The organism is Bradyrhizobium sp. (genome assembly GCF_017881085.1).
In the GTDB taxonomy this organism is placed as follows: domain Bacteria; phylum Pseudomonadota; class Alphaproteobacteria; order Rhizobiales; family Xanthobacteraceae; genus Bradyrhizobium.
In genome coordinates this window covers 35117-50219 of the sequence record NZ_JADGRI010000003.1, presented here as the reverse complement: position 1 = coordinate 50219, position 15103 = coordinate 35117, and the positions used below count along the sequence as shown (strand labels likewise).

14 protein-coding genes and 2 pseudogenes are annotated in these 15103 nt (G+C 64.5%); 4 read left to right on the top strand and 12 right to left on the bottom strand.

All coding sequences use genetic code 11. From position 1 onward, the window contains the following. From QZ213_RS00895 to QZ213_RS00860, 8 genes and pseudogenes are all read right to left on the bottom strand, one after another. Positions 1–1008: pseudogene (locus QZ213_RS00895) on the bottom strand (lytic transglycosylase domain-containing protein); the annotation flags it as partial. 244 nt (positions 1009–1252) lie between these two features. After that, the gene (locus QZ213_RS00890; protein ID WP_291684145.1) at positions 1253–2251 is read right to left on the bottom strand and encodes a dipeptide ABC transporter ATP-binding protein; all 999 of its coding nucleotides are present in this window, start codon (positions 2249–2251) and stop codon (positions 1253–1255) included. Further along, a complete protein-coding gene (locus QZ213_RS00885) occupies positions 2248–3228 on the bottom strand; it encodes an ABC transporter ATP-binding protein (RefSeq protein WP_291684144.1) in 981 nt (326 codons plus the stop codon). The genes QZ213_RS00890 and QZ213_RS00885 overlap by 4 nt, the downstream gene beginning before the upstream one ends. After that, positions 3228–4145 (bottom strand): ABC transporter permease, encoded by a 918-nt coding sequence (locus tag QZ213_RS00880; protein WP_291684143.1) that lies wholly within the window; start codon positions 4143–4145, stop codon positions 3228–3230. The genes QZ213_RS00885 and QZ213_RS00880 overlap by 1 nt, the downstream gene beginning before the upstream one ends. Further along, positions 4111–5070: an ABC transporter permease gene (locus QZ213_RS00875; protein ID WP_291684142.1), complete on the bottom strand. Its 960-nt coding sequence runs from the start codon at positions 5068–5070 to the stop codon at positions 4111–4113. The genes QZ213_RS00880 and QZ213_RS00875 overlap by 35 nt, the downstream gene beginning before the upstream one ends. 28 nt (positions 5071–5098) lie before the next feature. After that, positions 5099–6889 carry a peptide ABC transporter substrate-binding protein gene (locus tag QZ213_RS00870; RefSeq protein WP_291684141.1) on the bottom strand — a complete coding sequence of 597 codons (1791 nt, stop codon included), beginning with the start codon at positions 6887–6889 and terminating at the stop codon, positions 5099–5101. A 299-nt stretch (positions 6890–7188) separates the two neighbouring features. After that, entirely contained in the window at positions 7189–8607 is a 1419-nt protein-coding gene (locus QZ213_RS00865) for a M20 family metallopeptidase (protein WP_291684140.1), read from the bottom strand. 156 nt (positions 8608–8763) lie between these two features. Further along, a complete protein-coding gene (locus QZ213_RS00860) occupies positions 8764–9186 on the bottom strand; it encodes a DUF1810 domain-containing protein (protein ID WP_291684139.1) in 423 nt (140 codons plus the stop codon). A gap of 113 nt (positions 9187–9299) precedes the next feature. Here QZ213_RS00860 and greA point away from each other — a divergent pair, with 113 nt between their 5' ends. From greA to QZ213_RS00845, 3 genes are all read left to right on the top strand, one after another. Beyond that, on the top strand, positions 9300–9764 hold the full coding sequence (greA, locus tag QZ213_RS00855; protein WP_291684138.1) for a transcription elongation factor GreA: 465 nt from the start codon (positions 9300–9302) through the stop codon (positions 9762–9764). 183 nt (positions 9765–9947) lie between these two features. After that, complete coding sequence (locus QZ213_RS00850) at positions 9948–10919, top strand: S1C family serine protease (RefSeq protein WP_291684137.1); 972 nt, start codon at positions 9948–9950, stop codon at positions 10917–10919. An 86-nt stretch (positions 10920–11005) separates the two neighbouring features. Further along, positions 11006–12079: a phospholipase gene (locus tag QZ213_RS00845; RefSeq protein ID WP_291684136.1), complete on the top strand. Its 1074-nt coding sequence runs from the start codon at positions 11006–11008 to the stop codon at positions 12077–12079. A gap of 3 nt (positions 12080–12082) precedes the next feature. Here the strand turns inward: QZ213_RS00845 and QZ213_RS00840 are convergent, their stop codons facing one another. Continuing rightward, positions 12083–12823 carry an SDR family oxidoreductase gene (locus tag QZ213_RS00840; protein WP_291684135.1) on the bottom strand — a complete coding sequence of 247 codons (741 nt, stop codon included), beginning with the start codon at positions 12821–12823 and terminating at the stop codon, positions 12083–12085. Positions 12824–12976: 153 nt separating this feature from the next. Here QZ213_RS00840 and QZ213_RS00835 point away from each other — a divergent pair, with 153 nt between their 5' ends. Further along, on the top strand, positions 12977–13183 hold the full coding sequence (locus QZ213_RS00835) for a hypothetical protein (RefSeq protein WP_291684134.1): 207 nt from the start codon (positions 12977–12979) through the stop codon (positions 13181–13183). Positions 13184–13254: 71 nt separating this feature from the next. On the opposite strand, the gene QZ213_RS00830 is transcribed toward QZ213_RS00835, so the two are convergent. The 3 genes and pseudogenes from QZ213_RS00830 to QZ213_RS00820 form a co-directional block, all read right to left on the bottom strand. Next, complete coding sequence (locus QZ213_RS00830) at positions 13255–13935, bottom strand: DsbA family protein (RefSeq protein WP_291684133.1); 681 nt, start codon at positions 13933–13935, stop codon at positions 13255–13257. 20 nt (positions 13936–13955) lie between these two features. Further along, positions 13956–14750, bottom strand: a complete 795-nt coding sequence (locus QZ213_RS00825; RefSeq protein WP_291684152.1) for a sulfite exporter TauE/SafE family protein — start codon at positions 14748–14750, stop codon at positions 13956–13958. An 89-nt stretch (positions 14751–14839) separates the two neighbouring features. After that, a pseudogene (locus tag QZ213_RS00820) lies at positions 14840–15103 on the bottom strand (LrgB family protein); the annotation flags it as partial.

The following is a 15103-nucleotide window of genomic DNA, read 5'->3' as shown; positions in this document are numbered from 1 at the left end:
CCATTCGTCGGTATCCTGCAGCGCCATTGTCTCCGGGGCTGCCGACAGCACAAGACGGGTGGCGTCATCGATCCGGTCGTGACGCACCATCCAGCGCATCCGGCAAAGCGTGTAGCCGAGATCGCCGCGGGCCTCGGCCGGAACCTCGTTGAGCAAATCGAGCGCCTTGTCGGCGCTCCCCGCGGCACAGGCCTTCACGATCGCAAGCTCGTCGCTGCCGAGCCGCTGCGCGACGCGCCTGGCGCCCGCAAGATCCTTGGCGCCGATGCGCTTGTCCATTCGCGCACGATGGTCCTCGCGCGTCAGCAGGTCGTGGAATAGCTCCATCGCATCGGTCTCGGAACGCTCCGACAATTCATCCGACCGCCAGGCTCGGCGAACCAGGCTTGCCGCACCGTCACGGTTGCCTTCGGCGAGCAGCACCCGCGCGAGCGCGAAGCGACCCTTGGCGCTCGTCGGCTGATCGCCCATGAAACCATGAACGGTGGCGGCGTCGCCGCGTTCCTGCCATAGCTGCGCTTCGGCCCGCTTGCGCATCTGCGCCATGCTCGGCCAACCCGGATTATCGGCCATGAACGCCGCGTATCGGCCGAAGTTCGAATTGGTCTCGGGATGGCGCAGGATGAACCATTCAACGAGTTTCCGCGCCGCCGGGTCGCCGATTGTCTTCTGGATGGCGGTCGCGTCGCTTGTCTTGGCCTTGCGCGCCAGATCGATCGCATTCCTTACCGCCGCGAGATCACCCGACAGCGCGGATGCGTCCACGGAAGGACGCGGCACGTCGCCCGCCCGCGTCGGCTTCGCCGCCGCCTCGTGCTTCTTCGAATGACCGGCTTTCCTGAGGACGGCATGGCGGTCGTGCCGCACGCGTGTCGCCTCATGCGGCTGCTGATGCGGCTTCCTGGCCTGCTGAAGCTTGTGGCTGGCTCGTGCTGCGGCGTCAGTCGAACATACGGCGAGCACAGCCAAGATCAGGAAACAAGACAGCGAACGCAAGCACTGGTTCATTGCGTGGTCCCCCACTAACCAACCGGACGAAGCATGCTTCAGACGGCTGGCGCTCACCGGAGGGTATCACAGCGACGACTTGCAACTGTCGCGTTTCGGCAACAGCACGGGAAAACCTGACGCCAGTGGAACTCAGACGATCGTGAGACGGTCTGACGCCACCACCATTACTGAGCTACCATCACGCTTGACGGCAGGTTTCAAAGCGCTTGTCGATCGCAAGGTCGTTTTCGTCGGCTCCACATCACGCCAAGTGGCAGGCCACGAAATGCCCGTCGCTTCCCTGCTTCAGTTCAGGCGCGATTTCACGGCAGCGTGGCTCGGCCATCGGGCAGCGCGTGTGAAAATGGCAGCCTTGCGGCGGGTTCATCGGGCTCGGCACATCGCCTTGCAAGCGGATCCGCTTGCGCTTCACCTTCGGGTCCGGCACCGGCACGGCGGAGAGCAGCGCCTGGGTGTAGGGGTGTTGCGGATTGCGGTAGAGATCGTTTGCCTTGGCCAGTTCGACGATGCGGCCGAGATACATCACCGCCACGCGGTCGGAGATATGCTCCACCACCGAAAGATCGTGAGCCACGAACAGATAAGTGAGATTCAATTCGCTCTGCAGATCTTCCAGAAGATTGATCACCTGCGCCTGAATCGACACATCGAGCGCCGACACCGGCTCGTCGCAGACGATGAGTTCGGGCTCCACCGCGAGCGCGCGGGCGATCACGATGCGCTGGCGCTGGCCGCCGGAAAATTCATGCGGGTAGCGGCGCATGTGCTCGCCCTTCAGCCCGACCTTGACCAGCAGGCTCGCGACACGCTGCTCCCGTTCCCTTGCCGAGGCGCCGAGCTTGTGGATCGTCAGGGCTTCACCGATGATCGCGCCCACGGTCATGCGCGGATTAAGCGAGGCGAAAGGGTCCTGGAACACGAGCTGCATCCTGCGCCGCAAGGCGCGCAAGTCGTTGCCGCCGAGACCCAGCACGTCCTGCCCGGCAAACACGACCTCGCCTGAACTGGGCTCGATGAGGCGCAGGATGCAGCGACCGGTGGTGGACTTGCCGCAGCCGGATTCGCCGACCAGTCCCAGCGTCTCGCCGCGATTGACGGAAAACGACACGCCGTCCACCGCATGAACGCGCCCGACCTCACGCGACAACAGGCCGCCGAGCACGGGAAAATACTTGGTGAGATCGGTGACGCGCAGCAAGGGTTCGCTGCTCGGGGGCCCGCGCATCAAGGATTCGTTCATGGCGCCTCTCCGAGATGGCAGGCCATGCGATGGGAAGCGGCGATCTCGCGCAGGACCGGCTCCCGTTCCCTGCACACGCTCATCGCGTAGCGGCAGCGCGGCGCGAACCGGCAACCGGGGGCGGGATTGATCAGGATCGGCACGGACCCGGCGATGACCTCCAGCCGCGTTTTGTGTTGGCTGGCCAGGTCGATGCGCGGAATGGAGCGGATCAGGCCCTGCGTATAGGGGTGGCTGGGGTTTTCGAACAGCCTGTCGACGGCGGCTTCCTCGACGACTTTGCCGGCGTACATCACCACGACGCGCTGCGCGGTTTCGGCCACCACGCCCATCGCATGGGTGATCAGCATCACCGCCATGCCGAAACGCTCCTTCATGTCCTGCAGCAAATCGAGGATTTGCGCCTGGATGGTCACGTCGAGCGCGGTGGTGGGCTCGTCGGCGATGACGAGCTTGGGCTGGCAGGCCAGCGCCATGGCGATCATGACGCGCTGGCGCATGCCGCCCGAGAACTGATGCGGATAATCATGCACGCGCCCTTCCGCATTGGGAATCTGCACCAGTTTCAGCATCTCGATCGTCCTGGCGAGCGCCTGCTTCTGCGGCAGGCGTTCATGGACGCGCAGGGTTTCCGCGATCTGCTCGCCGACGGTCAAGACCGGGTTGAGCGAGGTCATGGGCTCCTGGAAGATGAAGCCGATCTCCTTGGAGCGGACCTCGTCCAGTTGGGGGCTGGTGAGCGGCACGAGGTCGCGGCCCTCGAAGATGATCTGGCCTTCGACAATGCGGCCCGGCGGCATCGCGATCAGCTGCAGGATCGACATCGCCGTGACGGTTTTGCCGCAGCCGGACTCGCCGACCACGCAGAGCGTCTCGCCCCGGTTGATGGTGATATCCACGCCGTCGACCGCCCTCACAATGCCGTCGTCGGTGGCAAAGTGGGTCTTCAGGCCTTTTATCTCGAGCAACGGCGCCATCAGATCACCCGTCGCGCATCGAGCGCGTCGCGCAACCCGTCGCCGATGAAATTGATGGCCACCACCGCGATGAAGATGGCGCCGCCCGGAAACAGCGCCCAGTGCGCGGCGATGTCGAGATAGTCCTTGGCGTCATACAGCAGGCGTCCCCAGGTCGGGGTATCCGGCGGAAAGCCGAGACCGAGAAAGGATAGCGTCGATTCAGCGATGATGGCGGCGGCGACATCGATCGTGCCCGCAATGATCACCGGTCCGAGCGCGTTGGGAAGGATGTGGCGGACCACCTGCCGCATCGGACTGGCGCCGAGCGCGCGCGCGGCTTCGACGAACTCTTTCTCGCGCAGCGAGAGGAACTGGGCGCGCACCAGGCGGGCGACCGGCATCCAGCGCAGTCCGCCGATCACCAGCACGATCAGGATGAAGATGCCGCCCTCGGGGCCGAACACGGCCTTGAGCCCGTCGCGGAACAAATAGATGAGAAGAAGCAGCAGCGGCAATTGCGGCAGCGAGAGGAAGAGATCCGTGAGCCACATCAGCCCATGACCCAGCGCGCCGCGCGACATGCCGGCGAGCGCGCCGATCAGCGTGCCGACGATCACCGAGACCGTCATCGCTGCAAGGCCGACGGCGAGCGAGATGCGTCCGCCATAGATCATACGGGCGAGGATATCCTGACCCAGATCGTCGGTGCCGAAGGGATGGGCGAGCGAAGGCCCCTCGAGGTGCGCGCTGAAATCGATCCCGTCGATGGGGACGCGCCACAGAAAGGGGCCGAACACGACAGCCGCGACCAGCACAAGCAGCAGCACCCCGCTGACCAAGGCGAGCTTGTGGCGGCGATAGCGACGCCAGGTCTCGCGCCAGGGCGAAAAAGTGCGCCGCTCAGCGGAGGGAGATGCGAGGATCAAGCCAGCCATACAGTATGTCCGCGATCAGGTTGAAGAGCACCACCAGGCACGCGAAGACGAAGGTCACCGCCATCACCACCGGCGTGTCGTTGGAGAGAATGGAGGAAATCAGCAGCGAGCCGATGCCGGGAATGCGGAAGATCTGCTCGGTGACGATGGCGCCGCCGAACACGGCGGGAATCTGCAGCGCGATCAGGGTGACGACCGGAATCATGGCGTTGCGCATCACATGCCTGACGATGACCCTGGCCTGCCCCAGGCCCTTGGAACGGGCAGTGGTGACGTAATCGAGGCGGATCACGTCCAGCATGGCCGAGCGCACGAAGCGGGTCATCGAAGCCGCCTGAAACAGGCCGAGCACCATGACGGGCATGATCGCCTGCCTGATCTGTTGGCCGAGCCAGACGATGCCGGTCCCCTTGATGTCGGTCGAATAGACGAAAGGCAGCCAGTCCAGCTTTACCGAAAAGATCAGGATGAACAGGATGCCGGTGAAGAAGGTCGGCAGCGAAAAACCGATGAAGGCGAGCGTGTTGGCGACCTGGTCGAACAGCGAATAGGGCCTGGTGGCTGCATAGACGCCGACCGGAATCGCAATCAGAAGCGCCAGCAGCTGCGCCGAGCCGATCACGTAGAGCGTGGTCGGCAGCCGCTGCAGGATCAGCGTGTCCACGTTCATCCGGCTGACAAAGGAAAAGCCCCAGTCGCCCTGCGCCATGGCGACGAGCCAATGCAGGTAGCGAAGATAGATCGGATCGTCGAGGCCGAACTTGGCCCGAAGCGCGAGACCCACCTCGGGTGGCACGTTCGGATTGGTCGCCAGTTCCGAAAAGGGATCACCGGGCGCAAGCGCGAGCACGGTGAACAGAACCAGCGAAATGCCGAGCAGGCTTGGAATGGCGATCAGCAGGCGACGCAGGATGTACTGGTTCATGAGGGAACACTCGGTCGGCGCCCCGTCCTCACGTCTCCCGATACCAGTCCTGCAGATTGTCCAGATCGTTGGCCCAGCCGCTCATCACCGGGCGCAGGGAGTTGGCGCTGGCGCCGACCTTGATGCGATGCATGACGGGGATGAACGCATTTTCCTGCCAAAGCAGATCGTTGCACTTGATGTAGAGGGCGGCGCGCTTGACCGGATCGATTTCGTTCTCGGCGGCGTCAACGGCCGCATCGTACTCCGCATTGACCCAGCGCGGGAAATTCGTGCCCTGCCACTTGTTCTCCTTGGTGGCCACGTAGCGCGAATGATAGCGGCGCATGTGCTGGGCGGGATCGGGCTGGGTCATCGGGATCTGGAACATCTCGATGTCGGCGTAGAATTTGGCGTAGGTGTCGGGATTGGCCACATCGGAGGAAAAGAACACCGAGGCCACGACCGATTTCAGCTCCACGTCGATTCCGGCTTTCTGCATGGCCTGCTTGACGATCGCCTGCGTCTTCTGGCGCGGGCCGTTGATCGAGGTCTGGTAAAGCAGTTTCAGCTTCTTGCCGTCCTTCTCGCGGACGCCGTCCGCGCCCGGCTTCCATCCGGCTTCATCAAGCAGCCTGGCCGCCTTTTCGACGCTGAATTCCCACGAGGTGTTCTTGGAGACGAACTTCTCGGGCCCGTTGAGGTAATTGGCGGTGACGCGTCCGGCACGGCCGTAAATGGCTTTCTGGATGGATTCCCGGTCGACCAGCAGCGCAAGCGCCTTGCGCACGACGGAATCGGACAAGATCGGATGCCTGGTCTTCATCGAAGACCGCTCGCCGTCGACCTCGGTACTGGGGTCGGTGAAATTGACGGCGATGAACTCGATGTCGCCGCCGACCGCGTAGATCGTCCTGCCCTTGCCGCCCTTTTCGAGGCGCAGCAAGACCTCATCCTCCACCTGCATGTTCCAGGAATAATCATATTCGCCGGTCTGGATGATGGCGCGCGCCGCGGAGACGGCGTCGCCGCCGCCCTTCAATTCGAACGTGTCGAAGTAGGGGCGGTTCGGCATGTGGTAGTCGGGGTTGAGCTCGGCTCGGATGAGATCGCCCGGCTTGAACTCGATAAACTTGTAGGGGCCGGTGCCGACCGGCGCCAGGTTGGCCGAGGCTTCGCGGGACTTGGCGCCCTTGTAGTCGGCGAACAGATGTTTCGGCAGGATGCAGCCATAGGCCCCGACGAAGGGACTGGCCCAGAACGGGGTCGGCTTGTCGAACAGGACGCGGACCGTCAGATCATCCACCTTTTCCACGGTGAGGTCGCGGTAGACGCCGACGCTGACCGCCGCGGTGGCGGGATCGCGGACGTAGTCCCAGGTGAACACGACGTCGTCGGCGGTGCAGGGTTTTCCGTCATGCCATTTGACGCCGGGCTTGAGTTTCCAGGTCACCGACTTGGCGTCGGCGGACAGGCCGCCGTTCTGGATCGACGGAATTTCGGCCGCGAGGATGGCATTGAGGTTTCCGTCCACGTCCCAGCTCGCGAAAGGCTCGTAGAAGATGCGCGAAGCATCCTGGTCCTTGGTGCCGGTGGCGAAATGCGGATTGAGCAGGGTCGGCCCCTGCCACCAGAGCAGCTTCAGCGGGCCGCCCCCGCCGCGCTTGGTCGGCGTGTAGGGTGACGGGCTCTGGGCCATGGCCACGCCGCCGATGGCAAGAAGTTGCGTGGCCATGGGAGCGGTGAGGCCGAGACCGATCATGCGCTGAATGAAGGCGCGGCGATCCATGCGGCCGTCCTTCACCCCGTCGATCATGGTTCGCAGTTCATTATCCAGCATGGTCACCTCGTCCGGTTCTCGTGGGGTCGCAGGCGGCCTTGAGAGGCGCCCGCGCCAAGTGTTTTGAGAAAAAGTGTCCCAGAGAAGATGGCACACCGAACGCCCCGCACGTCAACTTCTTGCGGCGGGGGCGCCGCAGGTTTTCTGGTTGTTGATTGGGCAAAAGACCGCTATGGCGCACACCATTTCGGCAGTCCATCGGTATCTATGCGGCAAAGCCCGTTCCAGCGCGTCCTGGGTTGCTGAAAATTTGATCGCCAACTCACGTCGCAAAGTCACGTCATAAAGCCACACCGGGATCAGGTCAGGGACATGTCCAGCGGGGGCGCGACATTGTCCGGCAACGGGCTGACATAGGGCGTGCGGGCGGTGCGCTTTCGCAAGTCGGCCTTGGCGGCGGCGATCAGATCCGGCTCGGTCAGCGCCTTGACGCCGAGTCCCGCCATCGCCTTGGCGGCCTGTACCATGGCCTTGTGGGCAGCCGGGCTCTTGCCCTGCGCCACCACCTGCCAGGTGTGGAGCGGGGTGCCGATCGCGACCGTCGGGGCGTGGACCTGTACGGTTGGGACCACCCAGCTCACGTCGCCCACATCGGTCGAGCCGATCAGCGGGTTGCGCCTGGCGTCGAGCGGAACCAGGAAATCGGCCAGCGGGCGGTCGGTGGGGTCCATGCCGATGGTGTGATAGACGGTGGCGATGTCCTTCTCGGTCAGCGTCGCGCGGATCTTGGTGGCGAAATCCTTGTCGGCCTCGTCGAAATGCGGGGGACCGAGCTCCTCCATGACCCTGTGCAGCATTTGCTCCAGAGGCGTGTTGGGCAGGACATTGGAGACGGCGGAAATGATCCGCATCTCCATCCTGGTTTCGGTCATCAGCGCCGCCCCCTGCGCGATCTTGTGGACACGCTCCACCAGCTCGTTCATTCCGGGCAGGTCGCGGGCGCGGATCGAATAGCGCACGCGGGCATGGGCCTGCACCACATTGGGCGCAATGCCGCCGGCGTCGAGCAGGGCATAGTGGACGCGGGCGTCGCTCGGCATGTGCTCGCGCATGTAGTTCACGCCGACATTCATCAGCTCCACCGCGTCCAGCGCGCTGCGGCCCAGATGCGGGGAGGCAGCGGCATGCGAGGTGCGGCCGGTGAAGATGAAATCGGCGCGCGTGTTGGCCAGCGAAGGCGTTACCACCACCTCCCAGAAGCTGGACGGGTGCCAGGTCAACGCGACGTCGACGTCATCGAAGGCGCCTGCGCGCACCATGAAGGCTTTCGCAGCACCACCCTCCTCGGCGGGGCATCCGTAATAGCGCACGCGCCCGGGCACCTTGTGGGCGGCAAGCCAGTCCTTCACGGCGGTGGCGGCGAGCAACGCGGCCGAGCCGAGCAAATTGTGGCCGCAGCCATGGCCATGGCCGCCCGCTTCCAGCGGGCGGGGCTCCGCCACGTCAGCCTCCTGGCTCAGACCAGGCAGCGCGTCGTATTCACCGAGGAAGGCGATGACGGGGCCGCCCTCACCCCACTCGCCCGTCAGGGCCGTGGGAATGGCTGCGACATTCTCCGTGATGCGGAAACCCTGATGGCGCAGCTCGGCCAGATGTTCGGCGGAGGAACGCGCTTCGGTGTAGCACACTTCGGGCATCGCCCAGACCCGGTCGCTCAGGGCGACGAAACGCGCTTTGATCGTGTCGACGCCACGCCAAATGTCACTACGGTTGTCCATCCACCTGCCCCTGATCCCTGTGAGAGTGAGATCGTTATCAGCTTCGCCGGACACCGCCTAGCACCCGCCGGAGCACCAGCCGTGCGGCCGGCGCCAAGGCGGCTTCAGTCGATATCTTCATCTGCGCGCGCTTTCGAAGCCGGGCGTTTCGTCGGATCAGCCGCCGATCAGCTCCAGCGTCTTGTGGTCCGGTGTGCCGCCGTAGAATTTCCCGATCGCCGCGGCGAATTCCGGCTCAGGAGATACCGCGGCGAACAATGTCATCGAAGAACGAAATTTAAGGTCGTCGGGGCTGCCGAGAATTTCCCGGATGGTACGGCCCTCGACCGCATTTACGAGCGCCGTGCATTCCCGGAGTCTCGGCCCCAAAATGGAGTGCCCGAGATAGGCCAGCGCCTCGTCGCGAGAGGAAAGCGCATACCGTTGCGCCATCGCGCTATGCCCGAGACCGGCCAGTTGAGGGAAAATGAACCACATCCAGTGACTTTGCTTCCGGCCCTGGCGCAGTTCCGAGACAACATGCGGATAGACCGGCGCCTGTGCATCGACAAAGCGCGTGAGGTCGAAGGGATCGGTCATGGCGCTGGACTCGCTTCGGTTTGGCCAGGCTCGGCGCCGCCTCGGCCAGGGAACGGAACCGTCCGATGATTGTTCCTTTCCCTGTTCGTTCGCAACCTATTTGGTCACCCCCGATGAGCAGAGCCTTCGTAAGAGAACAGGACGCCGATTACCTCGAAGATCTGCCGGACCGGCCGGTCTCGGAGCATCCCAACGATGTCACCGAAACCGGCCTCGCGCAGATCGAACGGGCGCTCGCGGAAGCCGGCGAAGCCTACGCCCAGGCGCAGGCGACGGCCGATCGCGCCGCGCTTGCGGCGGCAGGCAGAGACCTTCGCTATTGGACCGTGCGGCGGGCGACGGCGCGCGTGGTCCCCGCCCCCTCGGACTTTTCAGAAGTCCGGTTCGGCACATCCGTGACCATCCTGCGCGATGACGGAAGGGAGCAGACGTTCCGGATTGTCGGCGAGGACGAGGCCGATCCCGCCCTGGGTACGATCTCCCATGTCTCGCCGCTGGCGCGCGCGATGTTCGGCAAGCGCGCCGGCGATGTCGTTGCCGCCGGCGCCGGCGAAGCCGAGATCATCCGCATCCGGTAACCACTGTTATACGAAACGGTATTCGGCTCCAAAACCCGGCGGGCGGCGCGGGGAATGTGTGTGAGTCCGGATCATCGAGACTTTCGCGACGGCCGTTTGCGACATAAGATCGTCATCGATTTCGCGCGCCGCAATTCTCAAACCTGCGAAGTTGCGGCGCGGCCAAAGGCCAGGAGATTCTCCATGCCCTCTTTGACTGAATGGAAAGTGCCGCCGGCGTATCAGCCCCGCCCCGGCGACTACAGTTTCGATCTCGATCGCGTGCTTTCCTCGGTGGTCGGGCTGCATTCGATTATCCCCGGCGACGCCTTCAGCGCGGAGACGCTGGGCACCGAGCGCGCAGGCAATGGCGTCGTGATCGATGACGGGCTGGTGCTGACCATCGGCTATTTGATCACCGAGGCTGAATCGGTCTGGCTGCATCTCGGCGACGGCCGCGTCGTGGAAGGCCATGCGCTCGGATTCGATTTCGAGAGCGGCTTCGGCCTGGTGCAGGCGCTTGGCCACATCGATCTCGATCCGCTGCCGCTTGGTTCCTCCCGCTCCGCCCAGATCGGCGACCGCGTCGTGGTGGGCGGCGCCGGCGGGCGCACCCGATCGGTCGCGTGCCAGATCGCCGCCAAGCAGGAGTTCGCGGGTTACTGGGAATATCTGCTGGACGAGGCGATCTTCACCTATCCGGCGCATCCCAACTGGGGCGGCACCGGGCTGATCTCGACCCGCGGCGAGTTGATCGGCATCGGCTCGCTCCAGCTCGAGCGCGAGCGCGAAGGCAAGGCCGAGCATGTCAACATGATCGTGCCGATCGATCTCCTGACGCCGGTGCTCGACGATTTGCGCAAGTTCGGCCGCGTCAACAGGCCTTCCCGGCCATGGCTCGGAATGTACTCGACCGAGATCGACAACAGGGTGGTGGTGATCGGCATCTCCGCCAAGGGCCCCGCGGCACGCGCCGAGCTCAAGGCCGGCGACGTCATCCTGGCGGTGAAGGGCGAGAAGATATCGAGTCAAAGCGCCTTCTACCGGAAACTCTGGGCGCTCGGACCGGCGGGCGTCGACGTGCCATTGACCGTCTACCATGACGGCGTCACCTTCGACGTAACGCTGACCTCGACCGACCGCGGCAAGCTGCTGAAGGGCCCGCGGCTGCATTAGTGCGCGATCCCGGGACAAACGCCCTGGTTTGTCCCGAGTTGGCGCTCTAGAATTATCGCGAGGGAGCGCGCGAGCGGAGACGGGCGATGAGCGAGGCCGTGGTCGACGATATCGTGGCCGTGCTGCCGCCGCTGTTGCAATCGCTCGAAGCGCTCTCCTTCGTCGCCCGCCATCTGAATCCGCCGGAATTCGCAGCTGTCATGGAGGCCGCGGGCGAGCCGGATCAGTCCTTGCAGGCCGTCCGTCCGCGGCTCTCCGGCTGGCCGGAGCAGTTCGCCGGGCTCAGGTCCTCGCTCGAAACCGCGAGCGATGCGGCGCTGGCCGCCTTTGCGGGATTGCGCGCGGTCCAGCACGGCAACGGGGATCTGATCGCCGTGTTTCGGGCGCTGCGCCACGCCCCCCGCGCGCAGGAGGCGCTTTATCCCCTCACGGCAAGACTGCCGCCGGTGAGCAGCTTCTTTCTCGATCCCGGCCTGCGCGAGGATGCCGGACTGCTGGCGCGCTTCACGGAACCCGCAAACGAAAACACCGGCATCCTTCACAACAACAATGAACCCGGCAGCCGTGGCGGCTTCTCGCTCTATGTGCCGGAATATTACACGCCCGACCGCGCCTGGCCGCTGGTGATGGCGCTGCATGGCGGCAGCGGCAACGGCCGCGGCTTCCTGTGGAGCTGGCTGCGCGACGCGCGCAGTCTTGGCGCCATCCTGGTCGCGCCGACCGCGACCGGGAGCACCTGGGCCTTGATGGGGGAAGACGCCGACACCGCAAACCTCAGTCGCATTCTCGATGCCGTGCGCAGCCGCTGGAACGTGGATCCGGCAAGACTGCTGCTGACCGGAATGAGCGACGGCGGCACCTTCTGCTACGTCACCGGACTCGGGAGCGCCTCGCCCTTCACCCACCTGGCGCCGGTCGCCGCCACGTTCCATCCGCTGATGGCGGAGATGGCGGATGCGGAGAGATTGCGCGGCCTGCCGGTCTATCTCGTGCACGGCCGGCTCGACTGGATGTTTCCGGTGCAGGTGGCGCGGCAAACGCGGGACGCCCTATCGGCGGCCGGCGCCGACGTCACCTACCGGGAGCTCGACGATCTCAGCCATTGCTATCCCCGCGAGATGAACGCGCCGATCCTGAACTGGCTGGGCGGCGAGCGATGATGATCACACCATGCCGCCATTGGCGCGCAGCACCTGGCCGTTGACCCAGCCGCCGTCGGGGCCGACCAGGAATGCGACGACGGAGGCGATATCCTGCGGCGTGGCCAGCCGCTCCAGCGGATTCATCTTGGCCAGACGATCGATCAGCTCCGGCGACTTGCCGTCGAGGAACAGGTCGGTCGAGGTCGGGCCCGGCGCGACGGCGTTGACGGTGATGTGGCGGCCGCGCATCTCCTTCGACAGGATCGCCGTCATCGTCTCGATCGCCGATTTGGTGGCGGCATAGACGCCGTAAGTCTCCAGCCTGGTCCCGACCACGCTGGTCGAGAAATTCACGATTCGGCCGCCGTCGCGCAGCCGCTTGCCGGCCTCGCGCATCGCATTGAAACTGCCCTTGAGGTTGACCGCGATCTGCTGGTCGAACAGCGCATCGTCGCTGTCGGCGATTTTGGCAAGCCTCATGATCCCGGCATTATTGACGAGCACGTCGACCCCGCCGAGCGTGGCTTCCGCCGCGTCGAACAAGCCGCGCACGGCGTTGGGATCGCTGACGTCGGCCTTGGCGGTGAGCGCCCGGCCGCCTTTGCCCTCGATCTTCCGGGCCAGCGCCTCGGCGGATTTGACATCGCCGGAGTAGTTGACGACGACCGTGAAACCGTCCGCCGCGAGCCGCTCCGCCACCGCAGCGCCGATGCCGCGCGAGGCGCCGGTCACGATCGCTACCTTGCTGGTCTTGTCGGTCATGTTTTCTCCTCGCGGGCAAATGGGCATTCTCACACATTGATGCACTGGCAACAGTTCTTTCAAGCCCGCGCAGGGCTCAACGGCTGGCGATTTCCTGGGCATGGAACCATTCGCGCTGAAGCACGTTGTTCGTGCTCTCACCGGAGGTTTGCCATGCGGGTTTTTCTGGGAATGATCTTGGGGGCGCTGCTATTGGTCGCGGGCGTCTACGCTTACGACTCGATGCAGACCTCGACGGTCGCGAACGGCCAGGTGGCGCAAGCCAATCGCACCATCGTGAACTGGGACGTCGCCGCCACCGACTGGCACGCGCTGAAGACGCGCGCGCATGACGACTGGATCCGGCTGTCGTCGAAGTAATCGGCGAAATATACCCCAAACGTCTGCGCCCTCGCCCAAGGCGAGGGCGTTTTGCTGCGCCTATTTCTCAGCTATTTCTTCTTGGCGGCCTTCCGCGCATCGGCAATGGCCATGGCGAACTGCTCCATGGTGAGAACGCCCGGCACCCGGAATTTACCGATGATGAAGGACGGCGTGCCGTTGAAGCCGAACGCGGTGGCCTGATCGTTGTTGCGCGCCAGGATAGTGTCGATCGCTTTGGCGTTGGTATCGAGGTCGCGCTTGGCGCGATCGACATCGATTCCGGCGCCCGCGAGCAGCTCGCTGATGCGCGGCTCGGTCAGTTTCGAATTAACGCCGATCAGGGCGTCATGTGCCCCGAGATATTTATCCTGGTATTTGCAGGCCAGCGCCATCCGCGCGGCGACGACCGAAACCGGCCCGAGAATCGGCCAGTCCTTCTGCACCAGCCTGACCTTGCCGTCGTCATGCACCACCTGCTGCAATTCGGGTTCGAGCTTGCGGCAATACGGACACTGATAGTCGAAATATTCGACGATCGTGATGTCGCCCTTGGGATTGCCCGCCACCGGAATGTCCGGATCGCGCAATACCAGCGCCTCGGTGAGCACCGTCTCGTCATTGTCTTGCGCCAGCGCCGGGCGTGGCGCGATCTGGAGACCGAGCATGACAGCGCCGGCGCCGAGCAGACCGAGCGTCTCGCGCCGGCTGCGCCCTTGATACGGCCGCGCCGGATCGATCGATTTTTTCATCTTGGTCTCCCGGCGGTCTCTCAGGACGGACCCGTCAGAATGGGGGTCAAACTGCGCACCAACATATAGAGCGCCACCGCGATAATGACAGCGGCAAATACGGTATTCAGCGCCCCGCGCCGCGCCGCCAAAAGCCGCGCCAACCGGGTGCCTATCAATCCGCCGGCGATGCCGCCCGTGATGAACAATCCCGCCAGCCCCCATGAGACCAGCCCGGACCAGGCGTAACTGGCGGCAGTGGTCAACCCGAAAGCCGTGACCGCGACCAGCGACGATGAGACTGCGTTCATGATCGACATTCCCGTCGCCAGCATCAGCGCCGGTACGATCAGGAATCCGCCGCCGATGCCGAAGAAGCCGGACAGGGTCCCGGTCGCAAGCCCCAGCCCGACAATCGCGGGCATGTTGGACCAGTTCATCTGCACGTCGGGGAGTCCGGCCCGCGCCCGCGTCTTCAGCATCAGTGCCGCGATGACCAGCATCACCAGCGCAAACAGCGCCAGCAGCTTCTGGCCGTCGAGCATCTTGCCGAAGATCGACCCCACAAACGCGCCGATGATTCCGGCGGCCGCGAAGGTCAGCGCGCATGACCATTTCACCGTACCGCCGCGCGCATGATTCGACAGATTGAACGCGGCGTTGGTGGCCACCGCGATCGCGCTGGTTCCGATCGCCACATGGGGATCGGGCACGCCGACCACATAGACCATCAGCGGCACCGCGAGGACCGATCCGCCGCCGCCGACCAGCCCCAGCGAAAACCCGACCAGCGTTCCCGATGCCAGCCCGAGCGCGCCCTGCGTCACTGAAATTATCAAGTCGGGAACATCACTTGCACGAGGGGCCTCCAGCGGGATCTTCTGCAAAACTCTATGACGGCGTTATCGCAAAACTGCAATTGATATCAGCGCACCAGAAGCGTCACCGCCAGCGGCACCAGCAGCGACGTCACGAGCGCGTTGAGGCTCATGGCGATGCTGGCGAACACGCCCGCGACCGCGTCGACCTGAAAGGCCCGCGCGGTGCCGATGCCGTGCGCCGCGATCCCGACCGCGAATCCGCGGGCACGGAGATCCCTGGTCCCTATCCGGTTCATCAGGGGCGTAACGATCATCGCGCCCATGATGCCGGTGAGGATGACCGCGACTGCCGTCAGCGACGGATCGGC